At 41.0% G+C, this 19,010-nt stretch carries 17 protein-coding genes; 2 read left to right on the forward strand and 15 right to left on the reverse strand.

The window, feature by feature from the left end; translation table 11 throughout:
* Positions 1 to 176: 176 nt before the first annotated feature.
* Positions 177 to 1,637, forward strand: a complete 1,461-nt coding sequence (locus EL341_RS11860; protein ID WP_047781541.1) for an aminoacyl-histidine dipeptidase — start codon at positions 177 to 179, stop codon at positions 1,635 to 1,637.
* Positions 1,638 to 1,799: 162 nt separating this feature from the next.
* Here EL341_RS11860 and dinB read toward each other — a convergent pair whose 3' ends face one another.
* Positions 1,800 to 2,855: a DNA polymerase IV gene (dinB, locus tag EL341_RS11865; RefSeq protein WP_047781542.1), complete on the reverse strand. Its 1,056-nt coding sequence runs from the start codon at positions 2,853 to 2,855 to the stop codon at positions 1,800 to 1,802.
* Positions 2,856 to 2,933: 78 nt separating this feature from the next.
* Positions 2,934 to 3,935 (reverse strand): FAD:protein FMN transferase, encoded by a 1,002-nt coding sequence (locus EL341_RS11870; protein WP_047781543.1) that lies wholly within the window; start codon positions 3,933 to 3,935, stop codon positions 2,934 to 2,936.
* 638 nt (positions 3,936 to 4,573) lie between these two features.
* Between EL341_RS11870 and EL341_RS11875 the strand changes: the two genes are divergently transcribed.
* On the forward strand, positions 4,574 to 5,311 hold the full coding sequence (locus EL341_RS11875; RefSeq protein ID WP_074822523.1) for a L,D-transpeptidase family protein: 738 nt from the start codon (positions 4,574 to 4,576) through the stop codon (positions 5,309 to 5,311).
* A 9-nt stretch (positions 5,312 to 5,320) separates the two neighbouring features.
* On the opposite strand, the gene EL341_RS11880 is transcribed toward EL341_RS11875, so the two are convergent.
* The 13 genes from EL341_RS11880 to EL341_RS11940 all read right to left on the reverse strand — a co-directional run bounded on the left by EL341_RS11880 (position 5,321) and on the right by EL341_RS11940 (position 18,993).
* Positions 5,321 to 6,088, reverse strand: a complete 768-nt coding sequence (locus tag EL341_RS11880) for a class II glutamine amidotransferase (protein WP_074822522.1) — start codon at positions 6,086 to 6,088, stop codon at positions 5,321 to 5,323.
* 54 nt (positions 6,089 to 6,142) lie between these two features.
* A complete protein-coding gene (lpcA, locus tag EL341_RS11885; RefSeq protein ID WP_047781546.1) occupies positions 6,143 to 6,721 on the reverse strand; it encodes a D-sedoheptulose 7-phosphate isomerase in 579 nt (192 codons plus the stop codon).
* A gap of 108 nt (positions 6,722 to 6,829) precedes the next feature.
* Positions 6,830 to 7,438 (reverse strand): hypothetical protein, encoded by a 609-nt coding sequence (locus EL341_RS11890; RefSeq protein ID WP_047781547.1) that lies wholly within the window; start codon positions 7,436 to 7,438, stop codon positions 6,830 to 6,832.
* 155 nt (positions 7,439 to 7,593) lie between these two features.
* The gene (locus tag EL341_RS11895) at positions 7,594 to 8,130 is read right to left on the reverse strand and encodes a tail fiber assembly protein (protein WP_047781548.1); all 537 of its coding nucleotides are present in this window, start codon (positions 8,128 to 8,130) and stop codon (positions 7,594 to 7,596) included.
* Between the two features lie 2 nt (positions 8,131 to 8,132).
* Complete coding sequence (locus EL341_RS17665; protein ID WP_197723506.1) at positions 8,133 to 9,599, reverse strand: phage tail fiber protein; 1,467 nt, start codon at positions 9,597 to 9,599, stop codon at positions 8,133 to 8,135.
* A gap of 137 nt (positions 9,600 to 9,736) precedes the next feature.
* A complete protein-coding gene (locus tag EL341_RS11905) occupies positions 9,737 to 11,209 on the reverse strand; it encodes a hypothetical protein (protein ID WP_074822517.1) in 1,473 nt (490 codons plus the stop codon).
* A 90-nt stretch (positions 11,210 to 11,299) separates the two neighbouring features.
* The gene (locus EL341_RS11910) at positions 11,300 to 11,653 is read right to left on the reverse strand and encodes a hypothetical protein (RefSeq protein ID WP_126467856.1); all 354 of its coding nucleotides are present in this window, start codon (positions 11,651 to 11,653) and stop codon (positions 11,300 to 11,302) included.
* The gene (locus tag EL341_RS11915; protein ID WP_126467858.1) at positions 11,653 to 13,419 is read right to left on the reverse strand and encodes a hypothetical protein; all 1,767 of its coding nucleotides are present in this window, start codon (positions 13,417 to 13,419) and stop codon (positions 11,653 to 11,655) included. The genes EL341_RS11910 and EL341_RS11915 overlap by 1 nt, the downstream gene beginning before the upstream one ends.
* Before the next feature lie 215 nt (positions 13,420 to 13,634).
* Positions 13,635 to 15,269, reverse strand: a complete 1,635-nt coding sequence (locus tag EL341_RS11920) for a hypothetical protein (protein WP_126467860.1) — start codon at positions 15,267 to 15,269, stop codon at positions 13,635 to 13,637.
* An 85-nt stretch (positions 15,270 to 15,354) separates the two neighbouring features.
* Positions 15,355 to 15,945, reverse strand: coding sequence for a tail fiber assembly protein (locus EL341_RS11925; RefSeq protein WP_126467862.1), 591 nt, complete (start codon positions 15,943 to 15,945; stop codon positions 15,355 to 15,357).
* Positions 15,945 to 17,201 carry a phage tail protein gene (locus tag EL341_RS17725; RefSeq protein ID WP_074822502.1) on the reverse strand — a complete coding sequence of 419 codons (1,257 nt, stop codon included), beginning with the start codon at positions 17,199 to 17,201 and terminating at the stop codon, positions 15,945 to 15,947. The genes EL341_RS11925 and EL341_RS17725 overlap by 1 nt, the downstream gene beginning before the upstream one ends.
* Positions 17,198 to 17,851 (reverse strand): DUF2612 domain-containing protein, encoded by a 654-nt coding sequence (locus EL341_RS11935; RefSeq protein ID WP_074822500.1) that lies wholly within the window; start codon positions 17,849 to 17,851, stop codon positions 17,198 to 17,200. The genes EL341_RS17725 and EL341_RS11935 overlap by 4 nt, the downstream gene beginning before the upstream one ends.
* Complete coding sequence (locus EL341_RS11940; RefSeq protein WP_074822497.1) at positions 17,848 to 18,993, reverse strand: baseplate J/gp47 family protein; 1,146 nt, start codon at positions 18,991 to 18,993, stop codon at positions 17,848 to 17,850. Before EL341_RS11940 ends, EL341_RS11935 begins: the two co-directional genes overlap by 4 nt.
* Positions 18,994 to 19,010 lie beyond the last annotated feature (17 nt).

A 19,010-nucleotide genomic window follows, 5' to 3' on the forward strand; every position in this document is an offset into this window, starting at 1 on the left:
ACAACGGTGGATAACAGTTAAAAAAGTCATCCATGATTAAACAACACAATTCATACATCCGTTGCTGCTATTTCAATGATATTCTGTGACGGAATATCACCCATGATTATCCCATATTATTCATAACGGCGCCCAAAACCGGCTGCTGACTAAAAGATTGTTACAGGAGACTTATCGTGTCTGACTTAGCTCACCTCTCGCCACAACATTTATGGCAACACTTCGCAAAAATCTGTTCTATTCCTCATCCATCTAAACATGAAGAAGCCCTGGCACAATATATTGTTAACTGGGCCAAAGAGAAAAAATTTCACGTTGAACGTGATGCCGTCGGTAATATCCTGATTCGCAAACCGGCTACGGCAGGCATGGAAAACCGTCAGTCTGTAGTTTTACAGGCGCATCTGGATATGGTTCCGCAAAAAAATAACGATACCGAACATGATTTCACCAAAGATCCGATCCAAACCTATGTTGACGGCCAGTGGTTAAAAGCCCGTGGCACTACCCTAGGCGCAGATAACGGCGTTGGCATGGCATCTGCGTTGGCGGTTTTATCCGATGACAGCCTGTCCCACGGCCCTATTGAAGTATTACTGACCATGACCGAAGAGACCGGCATGGATGGTGCATTTGGTTTACAGCCAAACTGGCTACAAAGCGAAATTCTGATCAATACCGATTCAGAAACCGAAGGCGAAATTTATATGGGTTGTGCCGGTGGTATCGATTGCATCACCGATCTGGCGCTAAACCGAGAAGCCGTACCCAACGGGTATCAAACCTTTAAGCTGTCTTTAAAAGGACTAAAAGGCGGACATTCCGGTTGCGACATCCATCTTGGTTTAGGTAATGCCAATAAGCTGATGGCCCGTTTCCTGTTTGCCCATGCCGCAGAGCTTCAGGCTCGCCTGCTTTCTTTCAACGGCGGTACCTTACGCAATGCCATTCCTCGTGAAGCCAGCGTAGTCCTGAGCCTGCCAGCAGCCCAAGCCGAACTGCTGAAAAAAACCTGCGCCGACTTCCTGAGCGAAATTAACCACGAACTGGAAGCCGTTGAGAAAAATATGGCATTGTTGGTTGAGCCATGTGAATGTGGATTTCAGGCTCTGACGGCTGATAGCCAATCTCGCCTAATCAGTTTAATCAATGCCAGCACTAACGGCGTGATCAGAATGAGCGACTCGGTTAAAGGTGTGGTCGAAACATCTCTTAACGTTGGTGTGGTGACAACTGAGCAAGACAGCGCTCAAATCCTCTATTTAATTCGTTCATTAACCGACAGCGGCAAGCAGTATGTGGTTGAAATGCTAACCTCGCTGGGCGAGTTGGCTGGAGCCAAAGTGAACGCGAAAGGCAGCTATCCTGGCTGGCAACCAAACCCTGAATCACCAGTGATGAATCTGGTCAGTGAAAGCTATAAAAAGCTGTTTGATACCACACCACATATCATGGTGATTCATGCTGGCCTGGAGTGCGGTTTGTTTAAACATCCATACCCTAAGATGGATATGGTTTCTATTGGGCCAACCATTACCGGCGCACATTCTCCGGATGAGCAGGTCCATATTGCCAGCGTTGGCCGTTACTGGCAGTTGCTGACACAGGTATTGAAATCGATTCCTGAACGTAACTAAACCATCAATATAAATTAGCGACAAACGGCGGATATTTATCCGCCGTTTTTATGTTCATTCTATCTGTCTCAATCCTGATGGGCCTTTATTCGACACCTAATTAGTTTTAATCCAGCAAGTTTGCTATTGAAAAAATTGATAATCCGAAAAGGGACAATTAGGTTATGAAAACAGCGGAAGCTGCCGTTCTATCTGGGGATCAACTAAGGTCACATGCAAACCAACTAACCTAACGCCCCTATTTTGACGTCGTTCTTGCCATATCTGCTCAGCAACCGCGAGTAAATCGTGACGATCGAGTCTCTGCCAAACGTGTTCCTGAGTGGTCAATTGAAAATCATTAAACTTCAATTTTACCCCCTGTCGTGCAATACGTAAGTCAGGGCGTATCTTGGTTAAACGCCGCTCCAGCTCAGGATAAAGCTGTTCAATCACTTTCAAACAACTTTGCCAATCGTGAATATCTTCGGACAGAGTGGTTTCCACCCCGATAGATTTGCGCTGCCTGTCGCGACATACCTCACGCTTATCAATCCCATTACAACGTTCATACAGAATACGACCAAACTTACCAAAGTGATTCAGTAACATAGCCAGATCATAATTCTGCACGTCTTTACAGGTATGTAAGCCCAGCTCCGCCAGCTTCTTACCCGTCACGGTTCCCACGCCAGAAATTTTGCCCAGCGGTAAATCAGACAAAAATTCCGCCACTTTATCTGGAGCAATAACAAATTGGCCGTTAGGTTTATTCAGATCGGAAGCAATTTTCGCCAAAAATTTAATCGATGCGATGCCTGCTGATGCCGTAAGATTGAGTTCTTGATAAATGGACGCGCGAATATCCTGAGCAATCAGCGTCGCCGAGCCATTGAATTTTGGGCAATCGGTGACGTCCAGATAGGCTTCATCTAAAGACAGCGGTTCAATGATTGCAGTATAGCGTTGGAAAATACCGTGGATTTGCCGGGAAATACTTTTATAAACGTCCATTCTACCCGGTAGCACTTTCAAACCAGGGCACAGTTTAAGCGCCTGAGCAACTGGCATCGCACTATGAACCCCATAACGACGGGCGATATAGTTAGCCGTACTGATAACACCGCGCTGTTCCCTGCGCCCGCCGACAGCCATAGGAATATTCGCCAGACTCGGGTCATCGCGCATTTCCACTGCCGCATAAAAACAGTCCATATCAATATGTATGATTTTGCGCACGCCATATCCCCACGCCTTTAGACTGTATAAATATACAGTCTAAAGGTTTTCTGCTCAAGGAAAATGACCTGTGTAAAATCAGTGTATTGCTACTTTAGCCTTAAATGCCGCAGAGTAGTGCTCAACAAAATCATTATCAGATTGAGTAATCACCATGACTGGAATACCCAGTTTATCAGCCAAGGCAATGCCTTCCTCCGGCCCCATAACCCCTAATGCCGTAGAAAATCCGTCGGCGGTCATACAGGATGGACTCATCACGGTGATAGAAACAATATTGTTGGTAACCGGCCTTCCAGTACGGGGATCAATTGTGTGGGAATACCGAACCCCATTCACTTCAAAAAAGTTACGGTAATTGCCGGAAGTCGCCATGGATATATTCCCCGGCTCAACCACTTCCTGTACGGTTTGTTCAATACCGGCAGATGGTTTTTCAATCGCTATACGCCACGGCTGTTTCCTGTCGTTAATACCTCTTGTTCGAACTTCACCGCCAATATCCACCAGATAGTTTTCAATACCCACAGACTCCAAATATTCCGCCACCGCATCCACACCATAACCTTTTGCGATGGAGGATAGATCAAGGTACAGCTCAGGAATCAGTTTCACCAAAGCGTTCCCTTCAACCTTCAACTTATCCATTCCAACCCAGGCTCTTCGCTTTTCCAACTCGGCTTCAGTCGGTACTTGGTCTGTATGAGCTTCAGGCCCAAATCCCCACAGGTTTACCAATGGCCCAACGCTAATATCCAAAGCACCTTGGCTCAGTTGATTAATGCGAATGGCTTCATTCACCACTTTTACCGTTGCCGCAGAAACAGGGAATGGTTGATTGATCTCCCTACTCTGATTAAAACGACTTAATTCCGAATCAGGGCGGTAGGTTGACATCTGGTTATTCACTTCTTCCAGTAACAAATCTATTTGGTTGTGTAATTGCGATTCGGAGGGTGAATCTGATGAAGCAATATATTTTATTGAGTAGTATGTTCCCATTGTCTGTCCATTAATGGCCGATTGTTGAGGATTACAACCGGAAATAAATAATGTACTGATAAAAAATAATAACGACATCAATGAATTAGATAAATTACTCAAAATGTTACCCTATACTATAATAGTTAAATACCAACAACCGAGAACCCGAATCAATATGGCTAACACAATATTATCCATTAAATCGACTTTATCCAAATAACCAAAGCGGTGGTATATACCGATGCTTATATTCTTAAATTAAATTGACTTGTTGGCCACCTCGCTCATAGCAGAGCTATTTTAACTGATTCACCGCTCATTATTTCGAACAAGAACAATATAAAAAAAGAGCGGAGAGAGAATAACCATTTACTGGAATACGATCTGATGGCCACAAAAAACCCGCTATCTTATCGGGCTTGCTACACTGTTATTATCGACTATTTCTAGCGGGCAGCCTGATGCGACTTTCTTCGCTAAAATAACGATAAATTCCTCATTCATTAATAAAAACCGATGGCTGCATCAATATAATAAGTTAGAAATTATTACATAAATAGAAATTATCATTAATTTACATGAGGTTAAATAAGAATATGGTATTTATAATTAATGAAATATCATTACTCTTTTTTTATTTTATGACATACACTACGCGGCAGGAAATTGACTATAAATACAACAACTCTAAATTGATTAGCTACCAAAACATGTATTTCACAACGAGAAAAGAAATGAGCAAATATCTCATCGTGCTCAGCGCATTATTACTATCACCGCTTTCGTTTTACGCCAGCGCACAGTCAGTCGATCCGTTTATGGTGGAACAACCAACGGTATCACCAGATAAACAACGCTTACTGGGTAAGCCTGTCTATATTCGCATTATCAAAGAAGAGAAAAAGCTGGAGCTATTTGTTCAAAATCAGGGGAACTACCAGTTAGTACAGGCTTACCCTATTTGTAACTACTCCGGTGGGCTGGGTCCTAAACGCTATCAGGGGGATTTTAAAAGCCCTGAAGGCTTTTATCAGGTTACCCGCCAAAGTCTGAATCCTAACAGCAAATTCTATCGCTCATTCAATATTGGTTATCCCAACCAGTTTGATCAACAACACGGTTTCACCGGTAAACACCTCATGGTGCACGGCGACTGTGTTTCTAGTGGTTGCTATGCCATGACTGATAAACAAATTGCTGAAATTTATCAGTTTATTGATTATGCCTTGATTAACGGTCAGCCTCAGGTCGATATTAATATCTTCCCTTTCCGTATGACCAACGAGAATTTACAACGCTATAGCCATTCGGTGCACTACGATTTTTGGCAGCAGTTAAAATCAGGCTATGACTTCTTTGAGAAAACCCATCAGCCACCGAATATGATTGTGGTTAACGGGCGTTATGACCTTGCTCCTCAGGGATTACTGGCGAATAACCAACAGAAAACTAATAATCCGTTTTCACAATAACCAGTAAAACTAGAGTACGCGTTCACCAAAATGAAACAGGGCAAAATCTCCCGCTTGGATTTTTTGCCACTGTTCATTTCCCGTTAAGGGCTGAGTAGCAATCAGCGTAACCACATCATTCGCTGTGGTCTCCTGCTGAAAATCAATCTCCACATCCTCATCCAATAAGGTTGCCTTACCAAAAGGTGCCCGACGCGTTAACCAGTGCAAATTAGTTGAACAGTAAGCCATGACATAATGGCCGTCAGAAAGCAGCATATTAAATACGCCCTTCTTCCTGAGTTGTTCGGCACAGCTAGCGATAAATTTGAATACTGCTGGCCAATTAGCCGGCTTGCGCGGGTAACGCTGCTTCAACTGTTCAAGTATCCAACAAAACGCATACTCGCTATCGGTTTCACCAATCGGCTGAAAAAACGGCGTTTTCAAACTACGGTAGCCCGTCAATTGTCCATTATGGGCAAACGTCCAGTTACGCCCCCAGAGTTCACGGGTAAAAGGATGGGTATTTTCCAGCGCCACCGCACCACGATTAGCCTGACGAATATGGGAGATAACCGCACAGGATTTTATGGGGTAGTCCTGCACCAGCTTGGCAATCGGTGAATTATAGCTGGGTTGAGGGTCACGAAATGTCCGGCACCCTTTCCCTTCATAAAAGGTAATTCCCCAGCCATCTTTATGCGGGCCGGTACGCCCACCACGCTGCATTAATCCAGTAAAGCTGAAGCAGATATCCGTCGGCACATTCGCGCTCATTCCAAGTAACTCACACATCCCGCTCTCCCTCTCCGCAACAACTTACGACAGCATAATCAAACACTGAGATGCTTATTTAACCATCTCTTTTTCAACTAACAACATCAGGATATGAATCACTTTAATGTGTATTTCCTGAATACGATCGGCATAGCCAAAATGAGGAACACGAATCTCTACATCGGCTAAGCCATCCATTTTGCCACCATCTTTACCGGTCAAAACAATCACTTTCATGCCTTTTGCTCGGGCAGCATCAATTGCTTTTAAAATATTAGCGGAATTTCCAGAAGTGGATAGGCCAAACAGGACATCCCCTTCACGGCCAACGGCTTCCAGATAACGGGAAAAAACATAGTCATAGCCAAAATCATTACTGACGCAGGAGATATGGCTAGGATCGGAAATAGCAATAGCCGGATAGCCAGGACGGTTTTCACGATAACGACCAGTTAACTCTTCCGCAAAATGCATGGCATCACAGTGAGAACCACCATTACCGCAGGACAATACCTTACCACCAGCTTTAAATGAATCAGCCAGCAATAACGCCGCGCGCTGTATCAATTCAATATTGGCGTCATCACTGAGGAATTTTTGTAATACTTGCGCAGCTTCATCTAATTCACTACGGATTAAATCCTGATACATGAAAAACCTCTTTTTTATTCATCAATATTGGTAAGTCATTAACCGTCTAGTTTAGCGGATAGCAGCCCTAGCGAGAAGCCCCATAATCCTATGCCGCCTTAACTGATGTTATTCTGTATTGCTGTTTTGGCTATCCTGAGGATATAGGCGATTCAACTGTTGCCGATTAGCGGCCCACACCAATGGCAACAGTAACACCGAAGAAAGTGCAGCAACAATAATCGCCAACACCCACAACGTGGCACAAACGCTACGAATATTATGAGACCAGTTTGCCCGATAACTGAAAACCATCAATCCGGTCGTCGCCAACGCAGCAATAACGCTAATGTTATAGATCATACTGATGGTGGCATCACGCTCTGACATTCCCAGTGTGCCAAAAACAATCACCAGATAGATCACCATACATGCTATGCCTAACATATAGCTGGGTTTCTCCCGACCAAGCTGAAACTGTTGAGTCACATCTATCAACGCTTGGCGATCGTCTCCTGCTATAAACGGATCAACCCATCCACTGCGCGGCCCCTGAGAAAATAGCACTTTTTTACCCTTCTTAATTACCGCAGAAGAGGCACTTTCTTGCGCCACCACACTACCGCCTTTTTTCCAGACCAGTTCTAAACCGGCAATACGCTCAGATAGAACCTGAAAAAAACCGGTAACAAATTCAGCATCAAATTTTTTCTTGAACAGTAATTTTAAGAACCACATAGCGACCTTTGGAAATCGGAACAATGACAGGATTAACTTACCGCAAGATTAAGACTAATTCGCGCGTTGGTGTAAAGAGAAATGTGTGGAATTCAAGAAATAGGTTTGTTGTTGCTATTTGAAACAGGACAACCGAAGAATCTTATCTATCAGCTTTATGGTTTTTCTGGCCAAACAATATCTGAAGGATTAGCGATGACCAACCGATTTAATAACACTCGATACTTCTTCCATTGTAATAATTTTTCTTGATCGTTGCTTTCTGCAAGATCCAGATTTATTGCATCCTTTAACAACTCAATTTGATAATTAGCCTCTTGTAATAACGTGTTCTTTCGCTCTGTTTGTTGTTCTATTACATAGCTAGACTTCTGTTCAATATCCTCAATCCAGCGTTCGCCATCCCAAAAGTCAAAAGGTTGTGGTTTCTGTAATGTATATCCCACGGGAACATCACCAACTTGATGAATAACAATACTTTCTTTCGTCTCCGTTGAGTAGGCTATTTTACCTCGTAAATCGATGATTAATTGCCACTGACCATTTGCCTCGCACGGCCAGTAGCCCGCTTTAAATTCAGGCACAATACGTAATGCATTATCCGGAGTAAGTGAGTCGCTATTTGCCTCTAATGAAAATGTATAGGGTCGATAACAGTGCCTATCATCAAAATAATAGTTAGTTGTTGTCATAGCTAAATGCCTAAATAAATTGCAGGCGTCATTCCCATATTTAAAGGGCGATTTTCTTCAGCTGTTGGAACAGTAAATGATGCATCAAATGTTAATTCAGAAACTTGCGTATAACCAGACGTACCATTCTGATGACCTTTTATCGCTTTTGTCGTTTTAAATGCACCAGAACTGATAACATTACTCCCTCCTCGGCCATCACTGACATTATTAATAACACCATTAATATTCCGAATAGCATCATCCTGAATATGACCAACCTGTCTTGAAATGCCATCAACCGATCTCAAAAATACACCTCGCCCATCTGAATGAAAGAGATTAGGTAAATTAATGGTATTATTTATTACTTTAATACCCCAGTCAGTCTTAAATGATATAGATAAAGAGTTAAGCGCCTTCCCTTGAACAGATGTTAACGAATACTTATCACCATTAGTAAAATACCAACCAACAGGTAATTCATTCTTTCTAAAAGGCAATAATTGAATAGAACCAACTGTTGTTTTCTCTATATGGCGGCTAATATTATCCGTTGTAATAATTTCCTTCCAAACTAGACGACTATCGGTATTCATTTTATAACCATACCAAAGTCTAGAACTCTGATAAGAATAGAACATACAACCAAATCCCTGCCCAATATCTCTATTACATATCTTTTCAATATAGCCATAAGATATCGGCAATTGATACCCACCCGATTGAACACACATAAACTTTGCCCCAATAGGCAAAGATAGAATATCATCATCTGATGAAATAGATTTCATTGGTGAGCCATTGGTTCTACCAATATTAGTTGAATTATCAAGCATTGAATTAGTATTAATACCATGATTAAACGTTACCTGACCACTTTGCCAATTTAGTCTAATCGGCCTTAAGGAATTCCAGGTGCCATGGGGATCGTTATTATTAGTAAACAATATATAATAATCATAACCATCAAACCTTGAAATTGCCGCTCGATTCTTAACCATAATTCGGTGAGCATCTAAGTTAGTTGTTTTAAGCTCGCCAGACATGGTATCACCAGATTTACTTACTGCTCCAACATCACTAGCGTTTAATACCAAACTCCCCGTTTTACCATTAACACTATTTACCGGAATAAGTTTTTTAATCTGTTCAATGGTTAACGCAGTTTCTTTCCACACGGTATTAGCTTTTGGTTCTATTCCTTTACTATTTCGTTCTGCTAGCCAAACATCTTTGTTATAAGAAACTAGCGCCCCAGCGGGATAGTCTTCCGTTTTTGACCATTCGGCAATACCTCGTTGTAACAGGTAACGAATGGCTTCATCGGTACGTTGGCCTAAGGCATTAAACCACTCCATCGGTGGAATACCGCCGGTTTTATCAAAAGCCACGCCCCAGCCGCGAGAAATATCGGGGAATGGTTTTACTTCATCTTGCTTTGATGATTCAGCAAGAATTTTTTCATCTGGCCGCTGATAGATAGTCATAATTTTTATCCATATATTTTTATTTAATAAGTACGCAAAAAATCCGACGAATAATCGGTATTAATATATCTGTAAGTTAATCTTATTAACTTCATTTATAGAAAGAAGGAGGTTAAGGAAAAACTGAAGCTATGTTTTTACTGAGTTTTAGGTGCCGCTACAACTGACGCACCGTCAAATGGGAATTTGTTCGCACTGAATTGGGATTGTACTTCAGCGTAAAATTGAAAATACATGCCTCCCGGCATAATCTGTTCTAAATAAACAGCATCTTCATTTTTTACTTTCTGAATAAGTTCATTGCTTTCGGTTTTAAAGTCATATGATTTCCAGGTTTCTGGATTTCGGTTATATTTATTTTCTTCAAGAGAAACGATATCACAAGTAAATCCGATTTTTGCATTGCCATTACTCTTCTCGTCTAAATCATAGGTTTTTCTTGCCTGTTCACCGCATCGTAATCTGACCAAATAATCAGGAAATTCCGTGCGAAAAAGTTTAACACCACTCCAATGAAGATAAGGTAGTGTATATTCAGAAGTGATATCACTAGAAGAACAGTAGCTATAATAACCAGAAGAACCATCTTTTCTTGCAATTAAATTCCCTCTTCCATCCGAAACTTTAATCGTCATTTTACAATTATTATAACCAACAATCCTGGATCCATAGTTTTCCTGAGCCCTCCTGATTGCCTGAATATCGCAATCCATTTGAGTATCAACCCCCTTATTAGGAATATCATCAGTTCCTGAACCACTGCAATATTGGGACCATAATGATATATTCTGTTTTCTTTCACTGAGATCAATATCCGTCCCATTGCCACATCCTGAAATCTCAAAATAAATAGGATATACCTCAGCGGAAGATAGATAAGGTATCATCTTACCCTCAACACATATTGATGGTTCTTCTTCATCCCAATATTCTGGTGAATCAAAGTAAGAGTTCTTATCCACCTGTAATATAAAAGGATAGTCATTACGCATTTTTGTACATGTCCATTCGGACTCATCAGTACCACTAACTTCACTCTGCCAGTAGAGATAAAGACAAAAACCCTTTTTAGCCTGCCAAATATGGCGGCCAGACGTTAATGTTTTTAACAATGGAATATCAAAGACAACGTGTAAGTCCTCGTCTTTATCTGATCGATGCTCAACAATATTCTCTGAATTACTTTGAGTTGCTTCCTCTTTTACCCATTGTCCGGCACATCTTACGTAACGTTCGCCATCTTTTGGCGCTTCGATAATAAAATTGGCTGAATCAATCGTTAAAGCGCTTTCCCTCCATACGGTATTCATTTTTGGTTCTATGCCTTTATTGTTTTTTTCCGCCAGCCATATCCTTTTATCATAAGAAACAACGGCGCCCACTGGGTAGTCTTCCGTTTTTGACCATTCAGCAATTCCACGCTGTAATAGGTAACGAATAGCCTCATCGGTACGTTTACCTAAAGCATTAAACCACTCCATCGGAGGAATACCGCCGGTTTTATCAAAAACGATTCCCCAACCGCGAGAAATATCGGGGAAGTCTTTTACTTCCCCCTGTTTTGATGACTCAGCGAGGATTTTTTCATCTGGACGTTGATAGATTGTCATTGAGTGTTACTCATAAAAAATAGCCAGCGAATAAATCAATAGCCGCTAACTACTGTAATTAATGAAATATAAAATTTATTTGGGAATAATTTATTGAGGCTGAATAGGTCTAAATGAAGGATCGGGATAATTTATATTTTGCTCAAAACGCCATTTCCTTAATGCCTTTCGATATTCTATCCAAGCTGCTCTTGTAGCTATTGCGGAATCATCGTCATCATCATGTTTTAATAATTCATCAGCAATTACGCGCATTTGCTCAGAAATAAAAGCGTCCTCAATGGCCGGATCGCCCTTATGCCATAAACCATCTAATTTGGCATGCCAATCTCCGTCTGCTGGGCGCTGAGATAACATCTTAATGTAACCGTCAAATGGCAGGGAGTCGCCTGTACTGCCATCAATCAGTTGCTCTGAAGTATTTAATTTTGCATATACTTTCATTATGTTACCTTCCAAACTTTAACACGCAGCGGAGCTGAAGTTATAGATGCTGAAGCATGGGGAGTCCCCGTATTATGTGCCGCATTTAGAACTTCTTTATTCCCTGTCTGTACAATGATTTTGTCATCATCATATTGATGCGCTACCGTGCCATAGCCTCCAGGGCCACCTGGAGAATAAATAAATCCAGTTGGTCCCCATTTATCCTGAAATTTAACTTCTGCAATACACATAACACAATGACCGGGAAATGGATTATCAACAACTAATCGGGTATTTACACCAATTGTCATCGGATTCTGTGCCGTGCCATTAGGATAAAGAATAGTAAAATTATTAGTAACGGTAGTCTCTTTCCAGGTTAATTTGCCTTTATAATATATACCAACCCAAGATCTGACATTATCAGCCTGAGCGGCATGCTGATGAACAATAAAGAAAGGGACTTGATTACCCGCCTTTTGCACAATGACATAAAGCACGCTATTTTTTGTATTCGGCGGTAAATTTTTAGTAGGTGTTGCAGTACCTGCGCCAAGTGCCCGATAAAAACCTGATGGCAAATTGTCGGTAAAATCTGAAATTAATGGAGCTAACTCACTACCAAGACCATAATCACCTTTCATGATTACCGGATCATTTGATGATATTGTTTTGGATGGCTCAACATAAACAATCTTTTCAGGTTCAATATCTTGCCAAATAAGTTTATCGCAAACGCTGATATAAGATGGATGATATCCACTTAATCTAGTTAAGCCTAAAAAACCACCGTAAGATGTGCTTTTCAACCAAAGTTCTACCGTATTATCCACGGCATTGAATACCCAGCCATAACGGTTTTGATGATCTGGATGAAATGATGGGGTAATAATTTGGTGAATAATAGTCGCTTTATTACTCTCTGTACGGCAGCTAAACGATACATACTCTAAATTATTATTTGGGCTACCAAAGTTATTAGCGCCAGAAACTAAAAATGAAACATTTCCTATATCAATCCTATTTATTCTACCTGTTGCTATTTTTGCATATCTAACTTGCTTACTAGTGGAATCAGCAACTAATTGATTAGCAACTTGATTAACCGTCGGGATATTAACGCCATTTTTTGTTACGTTACAATTTTCGAAATTCCAAACACCTGAAATTTTACTTGCATCAGGAGTAAACCGAAATCTAGTTGTTGTCCCGCCGGCTCCATTATCTGTTGCTATACCAAATGTATGATTACAAAATAAATCGGCCTTAAATTTATTTTGATGATTCGTGACTAAACGTACCATTGCAAGAGCACTTTTTTGAACGTGTAGATCACCATCCAAAACTCCACCTAACTTATCTAACGCCCCAATATCCCCCGCATTTAACACCACATTCCCCATTTTTCCATTCACACTATTAACAGGAATTAACTTACGGATCTGTTCAATGGTTAATGCAGTTTCCTTCCATAACGAATTGGTTTTCGGTTCTACACCTTTGCTGCTTTGCTCCGCCAGCCATATCCCTTGATTATGAGAAACGAGCGCTCCTACCGGGTAATCTTCTGTTTTTGACCATTCCGCAATACCTCGTTGTAATAGGTAACGAACAGCCTCATCGGTACGTTTACCTAAGGCATTAAACCACTCCATTGGTGGAATACCACCAGTTTTATCAAAAGCTACACCCCAACCGCGAGAAATATCGGGAAAGTCTTTTACTTCCCCCTGCTTTGATGACTCAGCAAGGATTTTTTCATCTGGACGTTGATAGATTGTCATATTAATGTATGCCTACAAAAAGTCTGTTTATACATTCGCATAAACAAACGGTTACCTGAGTAATAAAAAATGAATTGGAAATAATTTATTGGCTGAGAATAATTATAAATTTCTAATTGAAATAATATATTAAGAAAATTTAAAATCTAAATACTATCCTTTGATTAAGGAGGATTTATAAGAACACTATCATTTTCCTACCTATCTAAAATAGCTTAGGATAGCTTAGTGACACGAACTCGATAAGGCGCTGATAAGACATTTAGTGCCCTGTTCCAAATATTTTTAATAGCTACGCCCCCAATAACAACTGCATGCCCACCGGTTATAACAACAATTTTATTATCACTTCTTGGATAAGCATCGACCCCACCACTATAATCTCGGCCAGAATACCAATAACATGTTGAGCCAGATGGTCCCCAATAATAGTTACCGTCATCTGCCTGTATGTACAATTCAACAATACAATGTATATTCATGCTCTTATAAGGATTATCTATAATTATCCTCTGATTAGTTAAAAGCGTTGAGGGATTAGCTTCCGTTCCTTCTGGATATAGAACCGTAGTTTTCGGAAGATAATTAGCAATATTAGCCGTAGTTATTGCCTCTACCGGTTTCCCCCAACCGTTTAAAGCATATTCTTGAAAAAATACCGCCGGTGTTTTACTTGCTACACCATAGGGATCTGCAGAAAATAATATTCTATAAGAATATGGTAGGCTGCTTGTCCTATAAGGAATAGTTAATCCTGCGCATCCCAACATACCTGATCCTTTCATTGATTCAGGTAATTCGTTTGGTGGCGAAGCTTGAAATGCACCATTTTGCTTTGTTATATCATCAGTAAACTTGCAATCAGCAACAAGATTTTTGGAGCCAAGGCCGTATTCACCATCAACTAATAAGTTTTTGCCATGTTTAGTGACGTTACAGCTTTCAAAATTCCATGTATTCTTATCAGAAATCCATCTTAATCGGGTTTTATCACCATCCTGACCAGTAATATAGTGAATAAATGTATCATCACCACTAAAAGCATTTCTATATACACGATTTTTCTTTTTAAATGTAAACGTTGGTGCAATATCTTTATCTATAATTACCTCACCGGAAAAGGTCCCTCCCGATGATAAAATAATACTTTCCCAATTACTCCATATCCAAGAACCAGTACTTTTATTACCATGCTTTATATAGTGAGTCCCCTCATGAAATAAAATTAAAGTACACGCACAATTAGCATCATACAGTCGACGTTTGACGGTTAAAGTAGCCCCCCACACTTTATTATCATCCGGAGTTCCAATATATTTTCCTGATAAAGTGAATTCATTATTTGACGATGTCACCAAATCGCTAGAAAAATTAGTACCGGCAGGCAATAAAGGTGATCTTGTACCTAAACCAAAGTCTCCTCGTTTTAACGCCCCAACATCCCCCGCATTTAACACCACATTCCCCATTTTTCCATTCACACTATTAACAGGAATTAACTTACGGATCTGTTCAATGGTTAATGCAGTTTCCTTCCATAACGAATTGGTTTTCGGTTCTACACCTTTGCTGCTTTGCTCCGCCAGCCATATCCCTTGATTATGAGAAACGAGCGCTCCTACCGGGTAATCTTCTGTTTTTGACCATTCCGCAATACCTCGTTGTAATAGGTAACGAACAGCCTCATCGGTACGTTTACCTAAGGCATTAAACCACTCCATTGGTGGAATACCGCCGGTTTTATCGAAAGCCACGCCCCAGCCGCGAGAAATATCGGGAAAGTCTTTTACTTCCCCCTGCTTTGATGACTCAGCGAGGATTTTTTCATCTGGACGTTGGTAGATTGTCATGAGTTATATCCATATTCACTTGATTTTTTTAAATAAAAAAGCCGCGATAATTTTTCTATGATTATCGCGGCTTTGATTAAGCAGACTATTCTGGTTGTTCTGGCCATTGAATATTTGGTGCCATCTCAATATCAACGCGGTTGAGTAAAATACGATATTTACGCCAGGTCGTTAATCTGTCCCGATCGTCATCAAGTTCAATACCAAACTCAATGGCATCAGATAAACGCACGATTTCATCTTTGGCTTGCTCATCCCGCTGCTGTTTTTCTATTTTTGCAGTATCAACTTCAGCCTGATGCTCAGCGTTCTTATCTGTTACCCACCGATCATCATGCCATTTATCATAAATCGTCATCGGTTTTAATAGTGTCAGCTCTGCCGGAATAGGCCCTAACTCAGACATAATCTGCTCAGCACCGTTATGTTTTACATAAGCTGTTTCCCCCCGATGGTCTTCAATATATTGCCATTCACCATCTCTGCGACAAACAGCAAACCCAGCTCGACTCACAAAAGGCTCATCAAGATAACTGTATTGAGGCAATCCTATACCGGCAACTAAAAGCTCATCGGTTGAATTTAAATATTCGCCAGTTATTGAATCAACGTTATAAACGCGAATGATCCCTTCATTATTGGCTAATCCATACTTATCAAATTTAATATTATTCATTATGCCGCCCTGACTATATATAAAAATGCAATATTACGGGGACGGGTTTCTTCTGCTGTTCTCACCTCTCGGGATGAATCAAACATGACATTTGTCCCCCAACCATCACCAGAACCACTTTTAATGCTGGTACTCCAGCGGCTATGTAAATAAGCACTTCCGCCAATCCAGTCATAATTCCTGTCGATAGAACGAAAGTACCCTGTGATTTTTTGCATCGCATCATTCTGATCCGTCAATATCCCTCGCGCCTCATCAACACCACGCCCATCATCCCAGCCTCGAATAAACTCACCGCGTAAATCAGGCAAAGCACCAGCGGGGTAAGCTTTCGCTAAAAGAGGAAAACGATTTTTATCAAAGGATGCGCCATTACACTTTAACCAGCCGGAAGGTGGATTTATATTCGGCCAAGGCATGGGGACGCCCACCGGGGTTGTAATCGCAAAGCTATTCACATCGGTGATAACCAATTGCCAGTTAGACCAGCTATTGCCTCGCTTAATCCGAGAAAATTTTTCACCGCTATTGGCTACCGTTAGGTCCTGATAAACCGTATTTACCCCGACATGAACCAGAATATAGCTATCGTTTAGTTTGGGGATATCTTTCACCGTACTGGCGACAAAATAGAACCCTGTAGTAAGCAAGTTATTTGCCGTTGTGACATTGGTATACTGGGTCTGCTGATTGCCTAAACCAAATGCCCCAACTTGCATCAGTTGATTATTGGCGACACCAACATCACGCAGTGCTGCGGCTCCTAGTCTCAGGTTCTTACGCACAATCACCGGGTCAGCATCAGCCAGATTTTTGCTTCGTTCAAAACTGCCCACATCCTGAGCATTAAGAACCACATGATTTAGCTTACCATTCACACTTTTGACTGGCACATCCGGAATTAACCGTTTAATTTCTTCAATGGTTAATGCGGTTTGTATCCAGGCGCTGCTCATTAAGGGCTGTTCATTGATATTCGCTCTAACAGCAACCCACATTTTATTTTTGTGCTGAACATAAGCATTAAGGGGATAGTCTTCCGTTGCTGACCAGTCTGATATCCCTTTTTGTAGCAGGTAACGAATTGACTCATCCGTCCTTTTACCTAACCCATTAAACCATTCCATTGGTGGGATGCCATCTGATTGTTCAAAAGCAACTCCCCATCCTCGTTCAACATCAGGAAATGACTCAACCTCGCCTACTTTGGCTGATTGAGCAAAAACCTTCTCATCCGGTCTTGTATATTGACTCATAGTATTCTCGCAAATTGTCCTTCATTAAAAGCATACGCACCAACGCCTCCCAATAGGCCAAAGGGCTTATTCGAGATAGCTGTATAGAAATAGATATTGACGCCAGCGGGTCTGGGTAAAATATCCAGCTGGGTGATGGCATAACGCTTAAATGTTGAAATATCATCGGATTTAATCACAACAGAAAGCGACATATCATATTGGTCGTAGGCGATCGATTCAGAATTAAAAATAAAACTTAATAGTTCAGTAATATTTTCAATAGTGCCGGTCATATAATTTTTAGCGATCCGACAACGAATTAAAAAACGATAGTCTTCATCATCCAGTATTGCTGACTCGGCTAAAATACTGCCTTTTTTATACCACCTGCCGCCTGACTGCCTTTTTTGACTAAAGCCCTTACTATTTAAAGAAGCCCAAAAGCCAAATAGCTCTTTTGACATCGCATGATTTAATATGCGTGACTGTCCAACGTGTTTCCCAATCAAATCAAGATTTTTACCCTCTGCGCGATCAATATTGAGTGCTTCAACCAAGCTAATTAAACCCTGAGCCGTTTTTTGATATTGTTCGCTAACCAGCTCAATGGTTGCTTTAGCCTTTGGCTTATCTTTATATTGCCAAATCAGTAACTCACTATATTTCATCGCACAATCACCTCAATATCATCAATATGAATGTTGGCAATTTCACGAATATTAATATCAATATTCTGCGCTTTTAGAGGTTCGCCCTTACGGGCAATAAATAACTTATCAACCCAAAAACCCTGAGTCTGATTAATCGGCGTATATAAGCGTGAAATATTCACTGACTGACCAATAGAGAATGTCATTTGACTAATCGCCACTTTAATTGCATCAATATCAATGCTGGTAAAATCTTGATTACGGCACAGTTCTAAATAAACTTGGCAGTTTGCCCACTTAGGCCGATCAAAGCAGATATCTCTGGCAATATTTTGTGTATCACGTACTACAACGGATGTTTGACCGAATAATCCGGTTCCTGCAGTTTTTCTATTAAATACGGTTTCTGCAATCAAATAATCATCGCCACCGTCAATAATGACATTGATAGAATGCGCCGGAACCTGATTTTTATCCGGTTCACTGGTCGAGTTTTCCAGAATCATCACTTCTTTAACGTCAGGTAATTGATTTAAGCTGGCCACTAAACCATCAACGTTATTTTTCGCCTGTTTAGCCCGTGAACGAAAAAAGCGTTTTCTAAACACCGGATCGCTTTCTTCTTCCTGACCAATCTCCGCAGCATAACTGCTCAATGCATATCGCCAGCCTAGAACAACGATTTCAATTTTTAGTTCTGTTTTTTCGCTAACCGGGTAGCTGCCTAAATATTCACTGCGAAAATCGGCCACTGCCGACCCCTGAGCATTTAGCGTGACATCATTGACCAGCAACCAGCGATTTTTATTTGGATCGCTAACAACAGCGCCTGAATAAATTTTGGTAAACGGATCGCCAGTAAGTACCACATTACGTAAGTAGCTATAGCTTGCTTTTCGTCTAATTAACCCTGCGTAGGCAGCCCTTTGTTCTAGCCACACGCCTGTTGCATGATCCGGATCCAGAGCTTGATAAATCACTTCTGCCAGTTCTTCTAAATCAGCTTTAATCTGTCCAATTAAGCCAATCATTTGACCATCTGGAGAATCAGGATCCAGATTAATATCATTACCATAAATACGTTTGAAACCGGACTGCAGCTCTTCAATTATTGTGTTTAGCCTTTCAGGAACATAGCCTGTATGTGTAAGTTGTCCCATATTTCACCTATAAAAAA

The organism is Pragia fontium (assembly GCF_900638655.1).
In the GTDB taxonomy this organism is placed as follows: domain Bacteria; phylum Pseudomonadota; class Gammaproteobacteria; order Enterobacterales; family Enterobacteriaceae; genus Pragia; species Pragia fontium.